This window comes from Nocardia sp. NPDC003726 (genome assembly GCF_053586955.1).
In genome coordinates, this window is the sequence record NZ_JBSFNF010000024.1 from 53,327 (window position 1) to 69,332 (window position 16,006).

The window sequence follows — 16,006 nt, forward strand, 5'->3', positions numbered from 1 at the left end:
TGATCATGACCCAGCAAGGTTCCGAGACAGCCGGACTCGGCTCCGCCGATACGGTCGAGCGGCGCAAGCTCCGCTCGGGCCTGTCGGGCGTGGTCGATTGGCGCCTGGCCGCGCGGACCGGCTCCGCTCTGGTGCCCGCGGGTCCGCGCACGTCGCGGTACTCGGCCGAGCAGGTGGTCGCCGAACTCGCCGATTCCTCCGTGCGGGCCGAGGCGCCGGTGCGCGAGGTCAGCGGGTTGCTGGACGACCGGCCGGTCCCGGCGGCCAGGATCGTCGACCGGCCGGGGTGGATCACGGCCGCCGCCGACTCGATGGCCCAGCTCACCGGTGCGGGCGAGGCGCAGGCCGACCGCAAGTTCCTCGCGGGCAAACCCGCCGGGGTGCAGGCGGGCGCCATGCTCGCCTTCCTGTCCACCGCGATCCTCGGCCAATACGACCCGTTCACGGGCGCGGATGGCACCTTGCTGCTGGTCGCGCCGAACATCGTGGCGGTCGAGCGTGCGCTCGGGGTGTCGCCGAGCGATTTCCGGTTGTGGGTGTGCCTGCACGAGGTCACCCATAGGGTGCAGTTCTCTTCCGCGCCCTGGCTCGGCGAATACATGCGCGCGAACGTCGAGGTGCTCGGCGAGGTCGGTGACGAGCCGATGAGCGAGATGCTGTCCCGGCTGGTGGAAGAGGTGCGCGACCGTCGTCGCGGCGGCGCTCCCGATGACCCGGCCGCACGCGGCGTCGTCGGCCTGCTGCGTGCCACTCAGGCTCCGCCGCAGCGTGCGGCGCTCGACCGGCTGCTGATGCTCGGCACCCTGCTGGAAGGGCACGCCGATCACGTCATGGACGCGGTCGGCCCCGCGGTTGTCCCGTCGGTGGAGCAGATCCGCAGCGCGTTCGACCAGCGGCGCAGGCGTCCGGCCAACCCGGTGCAGCGGCTGCTGCGCGCCCTGCTCGGCGTGGACGCGAAGGTCGCCCAGTACGTGCGCGGCAAGAAGTTCGTCGACGAGGTGGTCGGCGCCGTCGGGATGACCCGGTTCAACACGGTGTGGACCGAGGCCGACACGCTGCCACGCACCGATGAGATCGAGCATCCGCAGCGCTGGATCGAGCGCGTGCTGGCCTGAGCGAGCGCGCCGGTGCCCGGCCGGCGGCGACTCGCCGCGCGCGGCAGGCCGGTAGGCTGCGCCCATGGGGCGTGCGCCAGGAACGACACCCGGGCGCTTCGGGTCGGAGAGCGGGCCATCCGGTTCCGGGCGGCCGTCTGGAACCGTCCGGCGATTACCCGAGACCGCTGCCGTGCTCGCCGTCCGCAGGGCGGTCCGGGATTGGCTGAGCAGGTTCGGGCCGCGCGAGTCCGACGAGCGAGCCGTCGCGGTGGCGTTGTCCGGCGGCGCGGATTCGCTGGCGCTCACCGCGGCGGCGGTGGTCGAGACGGACGCGGTGGACGCTCTGGTGGTGGACCATCGCCTGCAACCCGGTTCGGGCGCCGTCGCGGCCGAGGCCGCGGCACAGGCCCTCGCCCTCGGTTGCCGGTCCGCGCGCGTGCTCGCGGTCGAGGTCGGCACCGAGGGCGGTGTGGAAGCCGCCGCGCGCCGGGCCCGTTACGCCGCACTGGACTCCGCGCGCCACGGCCTTGCGGTGCTGCTCGGGCACACCCTCGACGACCAAGCCGAAACGGTGCTGCTCGGCCTCGCGCGCGGCTCGGGCAGCCGCTCGATCCAAGGGATGTCCGCCTGCGCCGAACCGTGGGGGCGGCCGTTGCTCGGCGTGCGCAGGGAAACCACCCGGCGCATGTGTGCCGATCTCGGCGTGACACCGCATGACGATCCGCACAACGCGGCGCCGGAGTTCACCAGGGTCAGGCTGCGCACCGAGGCGTTGCCGCTGTTGGAGGAGATCCTCGGCGGCGGGGTGGCCCCGGCGCTGGCGCGCACGGCCGAGCAGCTGCGGGAGGACGGCGCGGTCCTGGACGCGCTCGCCGCCGAACTGCGGCACACCGCGAGTGATGGCCGCACGCTGCTGATCGAGACCCTTGCCACTGCGCCCGCCGCCCTGCGTAAACGGGCAATTCGGGCATGGTTGCTCGACAACGGGGCGAAAGCCCTGACCACCAAGCATTTACAGGCAGTCGACGAACTGGTGACGGCTTGGCGCGGGCAGGGCGGCGTCGCGGTCGGCGGCGGTACCGCGGGTAGCAGGTTGGTCGCCGGGCGCGAACATGGCAGGCTGGCACTGCGGCTGGACGAGGACGGCATCGGACCGATGACGCAGACCGAACCGGCCGGACGGGCTCACCACCACGGAAGGGAATCCAGCTGACGTGTACGGGGATGACATCGCGTCGGTGCTGATCACCGCCGACCAGATCGCCGCCAAGACCCAGGAGCTGGCCGAACTCATCGCCAAGCGGTATCCGCCGGACGCTCCCGAGGGCGATCTGCTGCTGGTCGGCGTGCTCAAGGGCGCGATCTTCTTCATGACCGACCTGGCCAAGGCCCTGCCGATCCCGACCCAGATGGAGTTCATGGCCGTCTCGTCCTACGGGTCGTCGACCTCGTCCTCCGGCGTGGTGCGCATCATGAAGGACCTGGACAAGGACATCGCGGGCCGCAACGTGCTGATCGTCGAGGACATCATCGACTCCGGGCTCACGCTGTCGTGGCTCAAGCGCAACCTGTCCACCCGCAACCCGGCTTCGCTCGAGGTGGTCACCCTGCTGCGCAAGCCCGACGCGCTGCGCACGCCCGTCGAGGTCGCGCACGTCGGCTTCGACATCCCGAACGAATTCGTCGTCGGCTACGGTCTCGACTACGCGGAGCGCTACCGCGACCTGCCCTACATCGGCACCCTGAACCCCAAGGTCTACGGCGGCTGAGCGTCAGCCGGGCAGAATGCCGAAAATCGTTGCGGGTCCGCCGGAACCGCCGCGGTAGAGCGGTCCGCCCACCAGCACCCACGCCCCGGTGGCGGGCAGCGCGGCCAAGTTCGCCAAACATTCCAAGCTGATCCGGTGCTCGCCGTAAAGGAGCTTCGACACCGCGTAGGTCTCGTCGGTCCCCACGTCGGGGCCGAACGTGTCGATGCCGAGCGCGCCGCGGCGGCCGAGCCTGCCGCTGCCCAGCAGCCATTCCACCGTCGGCACCGCGAAACCCGGTTGCCTGCCCGCTGATCCGCCCGTGCCGATGAACTCGGGTGTGCCCCACTTGGCGTCCCATCCGGTCCAGGCGATCACCGCGGCGCCGTCCGGGATCCGGCCGTGTTCGGCTTCCCATCGCTCCAGATCCTCGACCGTGATCGCGTAGTCGCGATCGCCCGCGCAGCGGTGCCGCAGATCGATCTTCACCGCGGGCAGCAGCAGGTCGTCGAGGTCGAGTTCGTCGGCGGCCAGCCCGTCCGCGCGGAAGTGGATCGGCGCGCCCCAATGCGTTCCGGTGTGTTCGCCCTGCTGGATATAGCGCAGGAGGTAGCCGTCGTCCGCGATCGTGGCCACGATGTCGGTGCGGAATTCCGGATCGTCCGGATACAGCGGCGTGGTGACCGGATCGTGGACGTGCGACAGGTTCACCAGCCGTCCGAGCGGGCGGGGTGCGGTCATCGCGTCCGCTGGGGAATCGCTCTGGCCAGAGCGAGCAGATCCGCTTCCAGGAGCCGGAACAGTCGATAGGTCAGCACGAAGGCCAGGATGCCACCCACGCTCAGCACACGCACCGGAACGATCACCAGCTCCAGGTCGGCGGCCTCGACGAAGGTCGCGCTGGCCACGCCGAGCAGCGGCACCGACGCCGCAACACCCAGGTAGAAACTGCCGCGCCTGGCCAGCGCGCGCAGCTGGCGTTCGTCGTCGGGACCGATGCCGCCGCGCACCAGAAGCTGTGGATAGATCGCTCGCACCGAGTAGACCATGATCGGAAAAAACGGGTAGGCCAGCGCGATCGCCGCGCACACCACCTGCGCGGCGAAGAAGTGCAAGAAGGTGCCGCGCGGCAGGTCGACGCCCGAGAAGGCCAGCCCCAGCGGCCAGACGATGCCCGCGACCAGCCAGAAGCCGAACGGTATCCACACCGCCCAGTCGCCCATCAGCAAGGTGTCGCGGCGGGCTTGGGCGAGTGTGCGCGCGGAGTACCCCTCGCCACGGCCGAGGCGATGGGAGATGGCGAGCGGACGCCGGGTCATGAACACCAGCAGCAGCGCGGCGACCGGGAACGCGATGAGGTTGTTGATCAACCCGACCGCCGCGAACTTCTCCTGGTCGGCGACCGACATCCGGTCGATGATCAGGGTCTGGTTCAGCTGGATGTTGTAGAAGCTGGCCAGCAGGTTCGGCACGCCGACGCACAGCGCCGCGACCGGGAGCAGCCACCCGCGGGCACGGTGGGCGAGGCTGCGTGGCGGGGGATCGACCAGGTCGCGCGCGCGGCTGTCCAGGCACAGGTCGAGTTGTCCCGCGAGTTCGGCGCCGCCGCGCCAGCGCCGCTGCGGGTCTTCGTGCAGGCAGTCCAGCAGCACGCGGCGCAGCGCGGCCGGGGTGCCCTCCGGCAGGCGTGCGAGCGCGGCGGCCGGGACGCCGCCGCGGCGCACCGCGAGCATCCGCGCATACGTCTCGGCGTCCGGGCCGTTCTCGTCCAGTGGCGGATCATCGAACGGGGTTGCGCCCGTGAGCATTTCCCATAGCAGCACTCCGAGGGAGTAGACGTCGCTGGCGTCGCCGGGGGCGGGTGCGTCGGGGACGAGATAGCGGGTCAGCTGCTCCGGGGAGCGGTAGACCAGCGCGTCGGTCGCGCCGGGGCCGGGCGGCGCGATGCGGCCCGTCGTCTCACCGAGGGCGAAGTCGGCGAGTTTGGGAATACCCTCCGCGGTGAACAGCACGTTCGCCGGTTTGATGTCGTGGTGCAGCACGCCGTGGTGCGCCGCGTAATCCAGCGCGTCGGCCAGCCGCCTGCCCACCCACGCCACGGTCTCCGGCCAGTCCAGCCGCGCGATCTCGGCACGCACGCTGGAATCCGCCGGGCGGATCTCGCCCTTGGCCTCCATGGCGGTGTCCACCGCGCGTAGTAACAGAGCGCCGCCGTCGGTCACGGGGCCGCGACGGCGTTGCTCGAGCAGGCCGACCGCCGTGCCGCCGGGGAGATATTGCATGTAGACCAGGCGTGGGAGCACCGCCGTCCGGGATTCCGGCGCGACGGGCGGTCCCGAGGCCGCGGCCGCCGTGCCGTCCGGCGCGGCGGCGACGGTCGCGTCCGGATCGCTCGAACGCTCGGTCGCCGCGTCCGGATAGGCCGGCACCGTTGCGGCTCCGCGGAGGTCGGCCGAGCGTCCGGAATCGGGAAGCAGAAGGCGGCCCGGGTGAATCGGAGCGAGCGTGGGTGGATCGCCGACCACCACGGTGTCGTCGTCCTTCGATTCCGGTGCGTCCGTCGCATCGCCTGCGGAGGAGGGCTGGGTGACGGTCGGAGAGCGCCCGTCGCCGTCGCGGGTGCGCGGTTCGTCATCGCCGGGGTGGCTCGCTGTCCGGGGTGGGTGTGCCGTGATGGTTTCGTCGTCACCCGGGCGACCCGCCCTCCGGGGTGGGTGTGCCGTGATGGTTTCGTCGTCGCCGGGGCGGCTCGTCGTCCGGGGTGGGTGTGCCGTGATGGTTTCGTCGTCGCCGGGGCGGCTCGTCGTTCGGGGTGGGTGTGCCGTGATGGTTTCGTCGTCGCCGGGGCGGCTCGTCGTTCGGGGTGGGTGTGCCGCAATCGTTTCGTCGTCGCCGGGGCGGCTCGTCGTCCGGGGTGGGTGCGCCGCAATCGTTTCGTCGTCACCGGGGCGGCTCGTCCGGCTGGGTGGGACGGCCGCGAGGGTGGCGTCGAGCTCGAAGGGTTCAGCGGTTGTGGTGCCGAGGTCCGGGTGCGGCGCGGTGATCGTGCCCTGCACCGCGTTGTGGCGGCCGTGCGCGGAACCGCCGACCGTGAGGGCCTGTGCGGCGTCGGCGCTGAGCACGCGCTGGTCGAAGACCCGCACGATGTGGGCGTGATCGAGCTGGGCCATCGTGTGGGCCGCGCCCGCCCGCCCCGCCGAGAACCGGACGGCGACCAGCCGTTGCATGGAATGCTGTCTGGCCAGGAAGACGCGGCCGAGCAGCCCGGCGCCCAGGTCCGTGAGCAGGTCGAAGTCATCGATCCGCAGGCCGGGGGCGAGGTCGGCCAGCGCGGCGACGGCCTCGCTGGACTCGGCCTCCGGTTGGTCGTCGCCCGCGAGATCGGCGAGGCGTTCGCCGACCGCGCCGGCCAGTTCCGGGTACTCGGCCAGGAAGTCATCCAGCGGCAGCGGTCCGCGCCCGCGGCGCGCCAGGAATTCCTCGCACAGCAGATCGACCAACTCAGGGCTGGTTGCCACTTCGGGGAATTCCTCGCGATAGTCGGCGATCCGTTTACCGGGCCCGCCGTACTGCCACCGCCGTCGCAGATCCACCCGGATCAGCTCGACCAGGACAGCCAGGCGAACCTGCGTGCCGTCGGGCACGTAGTCGCGGATCTGCGGCGGCAATCGATCACCATGGAGGCTGCGCTGCCAGTCGGCGGAGAACCGGGCGACGGCATCGGTGCGGGTCAAGCTCACGTGCTGGTCTCCGCGGCGGTCGTGGCGGCTCGGGCCGACCGGCCATCGGCGGCGCCCGTCTCGGCGGAATCCGGATCGACCACCCGCTCCAGCGCCCGCAGATCCGCTTCCAGCGCGCGGAACAGCAGATAGGTGCCCACGAAGGCGAGTATGCCGCCGACGCACAGCAGCCGGACCGCGACGATGACCGACGGGATATCGGACGGGGGCAGGAAGGTCACTCCGGCGACCGCGAGCAGCGGCACCGAGGCCGCCACCGCGAGGTAGCCGTTGCAGCGCCGGTCCAGGCCGCGCAGCCACACCGCGTCCTCGGGACTGATGTCACCGTGGCGGAGGAACAGCGGGTAGACGCATCGCACCATGTAGAAGGTCAGCAGGAAGAAGGGATAGGCCACCGCGATCGCGCCGCACACCACCAGCGAAGAGAAGAAGTGCACGACCGAGCGCGTCGATATCTCTCCGGTGGACACTTGCAGCGCGATCAGGAAGCACGGTGCGGCCAGCACCCACAGCGAGAAGGCCACCGCGACCGCCCGGTCGCCCATCAGCAGCGCGTCGCGTCTGGCACGTCGTAGCGTTGCGGGGTCGTATCGTCGCCCTTTGCGCAGGCCGCGGGGCACGATCAGCACGTATCTCGCCAGATACAGCACGAGCGCGATGCCGACCGGGAAGAAGATCGCGTTCACGATGCCGGTGATGATGAGGAAGGTCTGCTGGGCGTCCGCGGTCATCCGGTCGATGATCAGATGCTGGTTGTGTTGGATGTTGTACAGCGAGGCGAGCACGTTCGGCAGCGCCATCGCCACCAGCGCCACCGGCACGATGTACGGCCGCAGCCGCCGCCGCCAGCTGTTCGGCGCGGGGTCGACCAACTCCCGCGCACGCGCGTCCAGGCACATCTCCAGCTGCCTGGCCAGGATGGCGCCGTTGGACCAGCGATCGGCTCGCTCGGGAGCGAGACAGGTCAGCAGGATGCGGCACAAGGCGGCGGGACAGTCGGCCGGAACCCGCGACAGCGCGACGTCGTCCACGCCCGAGCTGCGTCGCTCCAGCATGGCCTCCAATGTGGTGTCGTCGCTTCGATCGCCTGCGCCGGCCGTCCGGTCGTCGAACGGTTTCGCTCCGGTGAGCAGCTCCCACAGCACCACGCCGAGGGAATAGATGTCGGCGCGGGTGTCCAGGTCGGCGGCGCTGCGGCCGAAGCCGGGGTGGCAGGCCTCCAGCTGTTCCGGCGACATGTAGGCCAGTGAGCCGCCGAAGTAGGCCACCGGGCTGGTGCCCTCCACGTTGCGGCTGAAGCTGATGTTGAAGTCGGCGAGTTTCGGCACGCCCTCGGCGGTGAGCAGGACGTTGGCCGGTTTGACGTCGCGGTGCAGCACGCCGTGCGATGAGGCGTAGTCCAGCGCCTCGGCCAGCCTGCGGCCCAGCCAGGCCACCGTCTCCGGCCAGCTCAGCGCCGCGATCTCGGCGCGCACGCTGGAATCGGTCGGACGGATCTCGCCCTTCTCCTCCATGGCCGCGTCGACGGCGTCCAGCAGGAGCCGGCCGCTGCGCTCAGCAGGCGGGGTCGCGCGCACCCAGCGCAGCACCCCCAGCAGTGTGCCTCCGGGGAGGAACTGCATGTAGAGCAGCCGCAGCCGGCGCGCTGCGCCCTCGGTGTCCTCCAGCAGCCGCTGGTCGAAAACCCGCACGATGTAGTCGTGGTCGAGTTGGGCCAGCGTCTGCGGCTCGGTGCCGTGGTCGGAGGAGATCTTGACCGCGACCAGTCGCTGCAGCGAGCGCTGCCGGGCGAGGAAGACCCGGGCGAACGCGCCGCTGCCCAGACCGGTCAGCAGATCGAAGTCATCGATCCGCTGACCGATCTCGATCCGGTCGAGCGGGTCGGAGCGGCCCGGCCCGGTCCCGATCGTCGTGGGCGCGGCGGTGGCCGTACCCGTCAGGTCGGCGGCGGTCGTTCTGGTCACCTCGGAACCACGAGCAGACTCGGCGGTTCGGTTCAATGCGGTGTCGGCGAGAACCGGGTCACCGTCCGCGACGACGGTCCGGGTCGAATCCTCCTGGGTCGCGCGGCGGGTGCTCTGATCGATCTCCTCGGCGTTCAACAACTCGCGCAGTTCCGCCGCTTGCCGCGGGTATTCGCGCAGGCATTCGCGCGGATCGACTCGCTCGCCGCTCTGGCGGCGGATGACGAACTCCTCGTACACCAGACCGGCCGGAATATCGTCGGAGGCGAGCTCGGAGAATTCGGCGCAGTAATCGGTCAGGCGCATGCGCGCGGCCGGATCGGGCGCGGCGCCCGAATTCCTTCCGCGGCGAAGCCAGCGATGGCGCAGGTCGACGCGGATCAGCTCGAGCAACGCCTCACGGCGCAGGGTGCTGGCGTCGGGCAGATATTCGGCGATCGCCGGTGGGCGGCGCGTGGATTCCCATGCCGCGGCGAACGCCGACACCGCCTCGGATTCGGCGTGCGACAGGTCGCCACTCCTCGGCCGGGTGGAAACACCCGTGTCGGGGTCGGACCTTCTCTCAGAGTTCGCACTCATGCTCGGACCTAGTGGCTCGGCGGACACCGCGGAATCCGCACCGGTTGTTGTCCGATGTGCCGAAAATTTCCGCCACACCCAACACCATCATCCCCCGCGCCGTATTCGAAATGATAACTTGCGGCTCGACAGTGGATCACCCGATTTCGACAACGACCGGACGGGGGATGACCAGCACATGTCCGACGAGGCCGCAATCATGGCGGACGGCTCGATCTCGGCGGGAAACTCCGCCCCGCCCCTGACATTCTCGAATGCGAAGACCGGCGTCACCCGACCGCTGGGAGCCGCCGACGTGCTTCCCGCGGAAGCCGGGGCCGCGCTCGAACGCGGCCCGGCCGCGACGATCGCCGCGTGCGTGCGCGACGGCCTGCTGCATCCGGGCCAAGTGGCGGCGGATGCCGGGACGCGGATCGCGGCGGCGGACCGGAAACTCGACGCCTTCAGCGTCCTGCGCGACGAGCAGGTGACGGTCGAATCGGTCGGCCTGATGGAGCGTGACGACCTGGACGTGCTGCCGCTGGCCGGTGTCCCGGTCGTGGTCGAACACGGCGTTCCCCTCGCGGGCGAGCCGGTGCCGTGGGGGCCGGTGGCCGCCGCGGATGATCCGGTGGTGGCCAGGTTGCGTGCGGCGGGCGCGGTGGTCATGGGCCTCGTCGCGGCCCCGGAGCTGAGTCGATGGGTGACCAGCGCGGGCGCCGAGCGCGTCATCCGCAATCCGTGGAATCCCGCGCGCAACGCCGGAAGCGCGGCCGGCGCGGCGGTCGCGGCCGGGCTGGTTCCGGTGGCGCACGGCTGCGACGGTTTGGGGGCGGTGCGGGTGGCAGCCGCGTGCTGCGGTGTCTTCGGGATCAAGCCGGGGCAGTACACGGTCCCCGGGACGGGCCCGTGGTCGAGTCTGGTCGAAAACGGTGTCCTGGCGACGAGCGTGGACGATGCCGCGCTGGCGCTGTCGGTCCTGGCGGCGCGACCGGGCCTAGCCGAGGTGGATCCACCCGGCCGACTACGCATCGGGCTGGCGGTGGATCCACCTTCCAGCCTGCTGCGCGTCGACCGGCACTGGACGGCGGCGGCCCGCACGGCGGCCTCGGTGGCCGCGGCGGTGGGGCATTCGGTGCGACCGACCGCGCTACCGTACGGAAACGCGCTGCTCGCGGCCTCGCTGCGCTGGCTGGCCCTCGGTGCCCGCGACGCTCGAGCACTGCCAGAGCCCGACCGACTATCGCGGACAGTCCGGCAGCGCCTGGCTCTGGGCCGGACCGTGCATCGGTTACGGCTCGCGCGTCCCGCCCAGATCGACCGGGTGGAGGCGCGACTACTGGAGTTCTTCGAGCACTACGACGTGGTGATCACACCCACGCTCGCCGCCCCGCCGCCGCCGGCGCGGGCCTGGCACTTCCGCGACCGCCCCGCCACTCTGCTCACCAGCGCGCGGTTCGCCCCCTTCACTCCGCTGTGGAATCTGGTCGGCTGGCCCGCCGTCTCCATCCCCATGGGCATGCATCCCGGATCGGGTACGCCGGTCGCGGCTCAACTCGCGGGACCACCCGGCAGCGAATCCACTCTGCTCCGGCTGTCGGCGCAATTGGAGACCCGCCGCCCCTGGCAGCGCACCGCCCCCGAGGCCCGGCCGGGCCGGTTCAGACGCTGACCGGCTGCTGCTGCGCGGCGAACCCGCCCTCGACGGCCCGTCCGGCGAACTCCAGGATGGTCGGCCGGTTGTCGTCGGCCCGCCAGGCCACGGCGAGCTCGCACGGCGCCAGTCCCGACACCGGACGCGCGGTCAACCCGGGCCAGCGGTACATCGGCACGTTGTTCTCCGCGAGCAGGCACACGCCGAGGCCGAGGCTCACCGCTTCCAGCTTGTCCTCGGCGGTCGCGGCTTCGGCGCCGATCTTCGGCGGACGGCCGCCGCGTCCGTCGTTGCCCAGCCAGAAGTCGCGCACGGCGCCTGCTTCGGTGGGCAGCGCGACGAACGGCTCGTCGAGCAGATCGGTGAACTCGATGGTCTCCGAGACGGCCAGCGGGTGGTTCTCCGGCAGCAGCACCCAGCGCGGTTCGGTGCGCAGCACCTGCCACCGGTACCGGCTCTGGTCCGGCAGCGGAAGCCAGACCAGAGCCAGGTCGGCCTGACGGCCTGCGAGCCCGCTGGACGGATCGGTCCACGACGCCGCGTGCAGCGCGAGACGATGTCCGCTCGCGCTCTCCAGATCGCTGAGCAGACCGCGACCGAGCGTGGATTGGATGCCGACGCGCAGCACCTCGCCCGCCTCCTGCAGCGAGACGTTGGTGACCTCCCACAGCTCCAGGATCTTGCGGGCGCCTTCGAGCAGCTCCTTGCCCGCGACGGTCAGCGCGACGCTGCGCTGGTTGCGGTCGAACAGGACCACGTCGAGCTGGCGTTCCAGCTGACGGATCTGACGCGACAGGGTGGGTTGAGCGATGTGCAGCCGCTGAGCGGCGTTGGTGAAATGCAGTTCCTCAGCGACGGCGACGAAATACCGCAGGTCGCGCAAGTGCGGGTCCATAGCCCCTTGCTATCAGAATCAGTCCGGAATTTCCAGCCTTATCAGGCCGGAAAGTTCGGATACGGGCACCGAAACAGTCGGCAGGTTTGTTAGGAACAGCATATTGCCTGTGATGGTGCCGCGCACCAAGCGGTTGGCGAATTTTCGGCATGCTCTGCGCATTTGCCGTCGCGCTCCCGGATTTGGGCGCTTGACCAGCATGAATGGGGGTTCGCCCGAAGTCTCCGTGGCGGATTGAGGGACGCCTTCGTGGGCATCGAGTGCGGGCTGAGAATTTGCCGCTGACCGGCTATGCGAAGTAAGCGGCAGGTCGCGTGATTTTGCTCACAAGGAACTTCGCGTGTGTCGGGCCCCATGTGGCCCGAACGCGGCGAGGCGCCGTGGCCGAGACGAATCCCGGCCGCGGCGCCCCGGCTCCGCGTCGCGCTCACACGCCGCGAGCGCGCTCCTCGTAGGCCTTGCGCTTCTCGGCGTCGACGTCGTCGAGAAAGGCGCGGCCGGACCCGAGCGCGCGGCCGATGCCGTCCCCGAGCGCTTCCGGCAGCAGGCCGACGAACTGGGAGATGAACCCGGCCACCGCGGTCACCCTGACCTTCGACTTCGGCGTGACGATCAGCTTCGCGACCGCGTCGGCGATCTCCTCCGGCTCGGCGGCGCGCATCAGCTTGGGCGCGGTGACGCCCGATCCGAGCTCGGTGTTGGTCAGCGTCGGCAGCACCGAGGAGAAGCGCACGCCGGTGCCGCGGTACTCCTCGCGCAGCGTGTCGGTGAATCCCAGCACCGCGTGCTTGCTGGCGTTGTAGGTGGCCAGGCCGGGGATGTGCGCCTCGCCCGCCAGCGAGGCGATGTTGATGATGTGCCCGCCGCCGCGCGGCAGCATCCGGCGCAGCGCCAGCTTGGATCCCAGGATCACGCCGTAGACGTTGATGTCCAAAATCCGGCGGGTCAGCGGGTCCGGCTCGTCCACCAGTTTGCCGGTCGGCATGATGCCCGCGTTGTTGATCAGCACGTCGATCGGGCCGAGGGTGCGCTCCACCTCGTCGAGGAAGCTGTCGAAGGAATCGTGATCGGTCACGTCGAGCTTGCCGTAGAACTCGAAACCGCGCGCCGTGCCCGACTCCTTGACCGTGGTCTCGTCGATGTCGCCGATCGCGATCTGCGCGCCGAGGGCCTGCAGCGTGGTCGCGGTGGCGAGTCCGATGCCGCGGGCGCCGCCGGTGATCACCACGACCTTGCCGCGGATCTGCTTCGCATCGGTCACTTGTCGTCCCCCTTCAGCTTCAGCAGGGCGGGCAGGTCGAGCCGGCGCAGGCCGCGAGCGCCCGCGGCGCGCATGGCGCCGAGCGCGAACAGCAGCTTCGGCATCGAGTACGGGTACCAGAACAGTTCCTTCTGCTGCGTCGGCAGGATCGGTGTGGTGATCGCCTGCTGACGGCAGTACTTGCGCACGCCGTTCGCGCCGCCCCAGCGCGCGCCGACGCCGGACAGGCCCCAGCCGCCCATGGGCAGCGCGTAGCTGAACAGGTTGGCGAAGACGTCGTTGATATTGACCGCGCCCGCGTTCAGCTGCCGGGCGATCCGCTCGCCCCGCTCCTTGTCGCCGGTCCATACCGAGGCCGAGAGGCCGTACACCGAGTCGTTGGCCAGCCGGATCGCCTCCGACTCGTCGGCCACTTTCATCACCGGCAGCGTGGGACCGAAGGTCTCCTCGGTGATGCAGGACATGGTGTGGTCGACGTCCACCAGAACGGTCGGCTCGAAGGCGGTGCCGAATCCGGCCCGCTTGCCGCCGGTGAGCACCTTCGCGCCCGCCGCGACGGCCTCGTCGACATGGCGCTGCACGATGGCCGCCTGGTTCTCGTTGGCCAGCGCGCCGACGTCGTGCTTCGACTCGCGCCCGTCGAGACCCTGGCGCAGCGCCTTGACGTTGGCCGTGAGCTTGGCGACGAACTCGTCGTAGACCGGCGCTTCGACGTACACCCGCTCCACCGAGATGCAGACCTGGCCGGAGTTGAACATGCCGCCGAAGGCGATGCCGTGCGCGGCGCGATCGAGGTCGGCGTCGGCCAGGACGATGGCCGGGTCCTTGCCGCCGAGTTCCAGGCTGTAGGGCACCATCCGCTCCACGCAGGCGGCGGCGATCTTGCGGCCGGTCGCGGTGGAGCCGGTGAACTGGATGTAGTCGGCGTTGCCCACCACGGCCGCTCCGGTCGCGCCCGCGCCGGTGACCACCGCGAAGACCGGCGGCGCGCCGATCTCGGCCCAGCCCTTGGCCAGTTCGATCGCCGAGAGCGGGGTGACCTCGGACGGCTTGAGAATCACGGCGGCGCCCGCGGCGAGCGCGGGGAACACGTCCATCACCGGCATGGCCAGCGGGAAATTCCACGGCGTGATGACGCCGACCACCGGATAGGGCCGATAGACCGTGGTCAGTCGCTTGACCCTGGCCAGCGGGCTGTGCGGCGACGGGTGGTCGTCGGCGAGGAACTTGGCCGCGCGGCGGGCGTAGTAGCCGATCAGATCGGTCGCGAAACCCGGATCGATCAGGGCGTCGACCCTTGGCTTCGCGGTCTCCGACTGCAGCACGGTGGCCAGGCGATCGGTGTTGTCGATCAGCCAGTCCTGGAATTTCAGCAGCCAGACCTTGCGTCCTTCGGGGCCGATCGCCTCCCACTCCGGCTGGTACAGCCGCAGTTCGCGGACCTTGGCCGCGACCGCGTCGGCGGTCTCGTCCGGCACCGTGCCGACGACCTCGCCCGTGCCGGGATTGCGCACCTCGATGACGGCGGGGCCGTCGCTCTTCGCGGTCGTTTCGCGTGCCTGCGCCTGCTCGGCCGCTGGCGCTGGTTCGGTGTTGGTCACTGCTGTTCTCCCACTGACGTTGTGTTGAACCGCGGTCTGCGACTGCTGTGAGGCAGGCCACTGAACTATGATCGTGACACAATCCGAACAGAGTTTCTTGGCCCGAATTGTCAAGGAAAACGTGCGATTTTGTTTCTTCGAGACAAAATCGCCGAGCCGAAGGAGAGGGCGATGACGATGGGGCCTTCGCCGGGCGTCTCGGTCGGTCCGAACCCCGGTCCCGACGAAGTGCGCGACTGGCTCGCCGAGTACGTCTATGAGACGACGCGCGCGGAGGTGCTGGAGCGCATCGTCACCCGGCTGGACGACGTGATCATCGCGCGCATCCCCGAACTCGCCGATCGCGATATGCGGCGCGACCTCGCGGCCAGCACCAGGGCGCACGCCAGGATCGTGCTCAGCCGACTGGCCACCGACACCTTCGAGTACTCGCTGCCGGAGGAAGCGCACGCGTTCGCGCGCAGCGTGGCGCGGCGCGGGTTCGAGCTGCGGTTGCTGCTGCGGGTCTATCACGTGGGCATGGAAGCGGTACTGGACTACATGACCGAGGTGGTCGAGCAGCGGCGGACCACGCCCGAACTCGAGCGCGTGCTGCTGCTGCGGTTGTTCGAGCGGGCCACCAAGTGGATCAGCACCTCGGTCGAACTGCTCACCGACACCTATATGGAGGAGCGCGAGCAGGTGCTGCGCGCCGCGCTCAACCGGCGCGCCGAGACCGTCCGCGCCCTGCTCGACGGCGACGACGTGGACGTCGATCAGGCCTCGGTGCGGCTCGGCTATCGACTTTCCCAGCAACACCTGGCCTTCGTGTTGTGGACCGACGAGCCGACCGGAGAGCCCGCAGGCGCGGAGGCGGAGGCGACCGGACTGCTGGACCGGGTCGCGGCGCGACTGGCCGCGGCGCTGGGCAGCGCCAGGGTGCTCACCGTCCCCTCCGGCGCCAGCGCGATGTGGGCGTGGGCCGGATCGGACGACGGGGAACACGGCGCGGGACTCGCGGCGCCCGGCGAAGTGGAACGGCTGGCCGCCGCGCAGGTCGAGGCGCCGGTGCGGGTGGCGTTCGGTGTGCCGGCCGGGGGGATCGCCGGTTTTCGCCGCAGTCATCGCGAGGCGGTCGCCGCGCGGCAGGTCGCCGAGCGCGCGCCCGCGGGCGGGCGGCGGGTCACCGGGTATCGAACGGTGGAGATCGCCTATCTGGCCGGGGCGGACGAAGCGGCCATGCGGGGACTGGTCGAGCGGGAGCTGGGCGCGCTGGCGGGCCGGGACGCGAACGCCGCACGGTTGCGCGAGACGCTGCACGCCTATCTGCGCAGCCAGCGCAGCCCGGAGGCCACGGCGAAGGTGCTCGGGGTACACAAGAACACGGTCCGCTACCGCGTGCAGCGGATCGAACAGCTACTGGGATATCCGATCGAAGAGCGCGGGCTCCCGCTGGAGATCGCGCTGGTGTGCGTCGCCGTCTACGGCGCCGACGCCCTGCCTTGAACC

General features: G+C 70.5%; 11 protein-coding genes. 5 read left to right on the forward strand and 6 right to left on the reverse strand.

The genetic code is table 11. From position 1 onward, the window contains the following. The first annotated feature begins 5 nt into the window (after positions 1-5). The 3 genes from ACWDMM_RS26635 to hpt all read left to right on the forward strand — a co-directional run bounded on the left by ACWDMM_RS26635 (position 6) and on the right by hpt (position 2,866). Positions 6-1,115, forward strand: coding sequence for a zinc-dependent metalloprotease (locus ACWDMM_RS26635; protein WP_195078001.1), 1,110 nt, complete (start codon positions 6-8; stop codon positions 1,113-1,115). Between the two features lie 172 nt (positions 1,116-1,287). Further along, the gene (gene tilS, locus ACWDMM_RS26640) at positions 1,288-2,310 is read left to right on the forward strand and encodes a tRNA lysidine(34) synthetase TilS (RefSeq protein ID WP_357110651.1); all 1,023 of its coding nucleotides are present in this window, start codon (positions 1,288-1,290) and stop codon (positions 2,308-2,310) included. Between the two features lies 1 nt (position 2,311). Beyond that, entirely contained in the window at positions 2,312-2,866 is a 555-nt protein-coding gene (gene hpt / locus ACWDMM_RS26645; RefSeq protein WP_195078003.1) for a hypoxanthine phosphoribosyltransferase, read from the forward strand. Between the two features lie 3 nt (positions 2,867-2,869). Here hpt and ACWDMM_RS26650 read toward each other — a convergent pair whose 3' ends face one another. The 3 genes from ACWDMM_RS26650 to ACWDMM_RS26660 are packed head-to-tail and all read right to left on the reverse strand — an operon-like array spanning position 2,870 to position 9,128. Further along, entirely contained in the window at positions 2,870-3,586 is a 717-nt protein-coding gene (locus tag ACWDMM_RS26650; protein ID WP_357208953.1) for a cyclase family protein, read from the reverse strand. Further along, positions 3,583-6,585, reverse strand: a complete 3,003-nt coding sequence (locus ACWDMM_RS26655) for a serine/threonine-protein kinase (RefSeq protein WP_195078005.1) — start codon at positions 6,583-6,585, stop codon at positions 3,583-3,585. The genes ACWDMM_RS26650 and ACWDMM_RS26655 overlap by 4 nt, the downstream gene beginning before the upstream one ends. Further along, positions 6,582-9,128 carry a serine/threonine-protein kinase gene (locus tag ACWDMM_RS26660; protein WP_195078006.1) on the reverse strand — a complete coding sequence of 849 codons (2,547 nt, stop codon included), beginning with the start codon at positions 9,126-9,128 and terminating at the stop codon, positions 6,582-6,584. The genes ACWDMM_RS26655 and ACWDMM_RS26660 overlap by 4 nt, the downstream gene beginning before the upstream one ends. A gap of 178 nt (positions 9,129-9,306) precedes the next feature. On the opposite strand from ACWDMM_RS26660, the gene ACWDMM_RS26665 reads away from it, so the two are divergent. Further along, on the forward strand, positions 9,307-10,779 hold the full coding sequence (locus tag ACWDMM_RS26665; protein WP_195078007.1) for an amidase family protein: 1,473 nt from the start codon (positions 9,307-9,309) through the stop codon (positions 10,777-10,779). On the opposite strand, the gene ACWDMM_RS26670 is transcribed toward ACWDMM_RS26665, so the two are convergent. The 3 genes from ACWDMM_RS26670 to ACWDMM_RS26680 form a co-directional block, all read right to left on the reverse strand. Next, positions 10,769-11,656, reverse strand: coding sequence for a LysR family transcriptional regulator (locus ACWDMM_RS26670; RefSeq protein WP_195078008.1), 888 nt, complete (start codon positions 11,654-11,656; stop codon positions 10,769-10,771). The two genes, ACWDMM_RS26665 and ACWDMM_RS26670, sit on opposite strands and share 11 nt — an antisense overlap. Positions 11,657-12,083: 427 nt before the next feature. After that, complete coding sequence (locus ACWDMM_RS26675) at positions 12,084-12,917, reverse strand: SDR family oxidoreductase (RefSeq protein WP_195078009.1); 834 nt, start codon at positions 12,915-12,917, stop codon at positions 12,084-12,086. Next, a complete protein-coding gene (locus ACWDMM_RS26680) occupies positions 12,914-14,518 on the reverse strand; it encodes an aldehyde dehydrogenase family protein (RefSeq protein ID WP_195078010.1) in 1,605 nt (534 codons plus the stop codon). Before ACWDMM_RS26680 ends, ACWDMM_RS26675 begins: the two co-directional genes overlap by 4 nt. 171 nt (positions 14,519-14,689) lie before the next feature. On the opposite strand from ACWDMM_RS26680, the gene ACWDMM_RS26685 reads away from it, so the two are divergent. Continuing rightward, a complete protein-coding gene (locus tag ACWDMM_RS26685; protein ID WP_449940074.1) occupies positions 14,690-16,003 on the forward strand; it encodes a PucR family transcriptional regulator in 1,314 nt (437 codons plus the stop codon). Positions 16,004-16,006 lie beyond the last annotated feature (3 nt).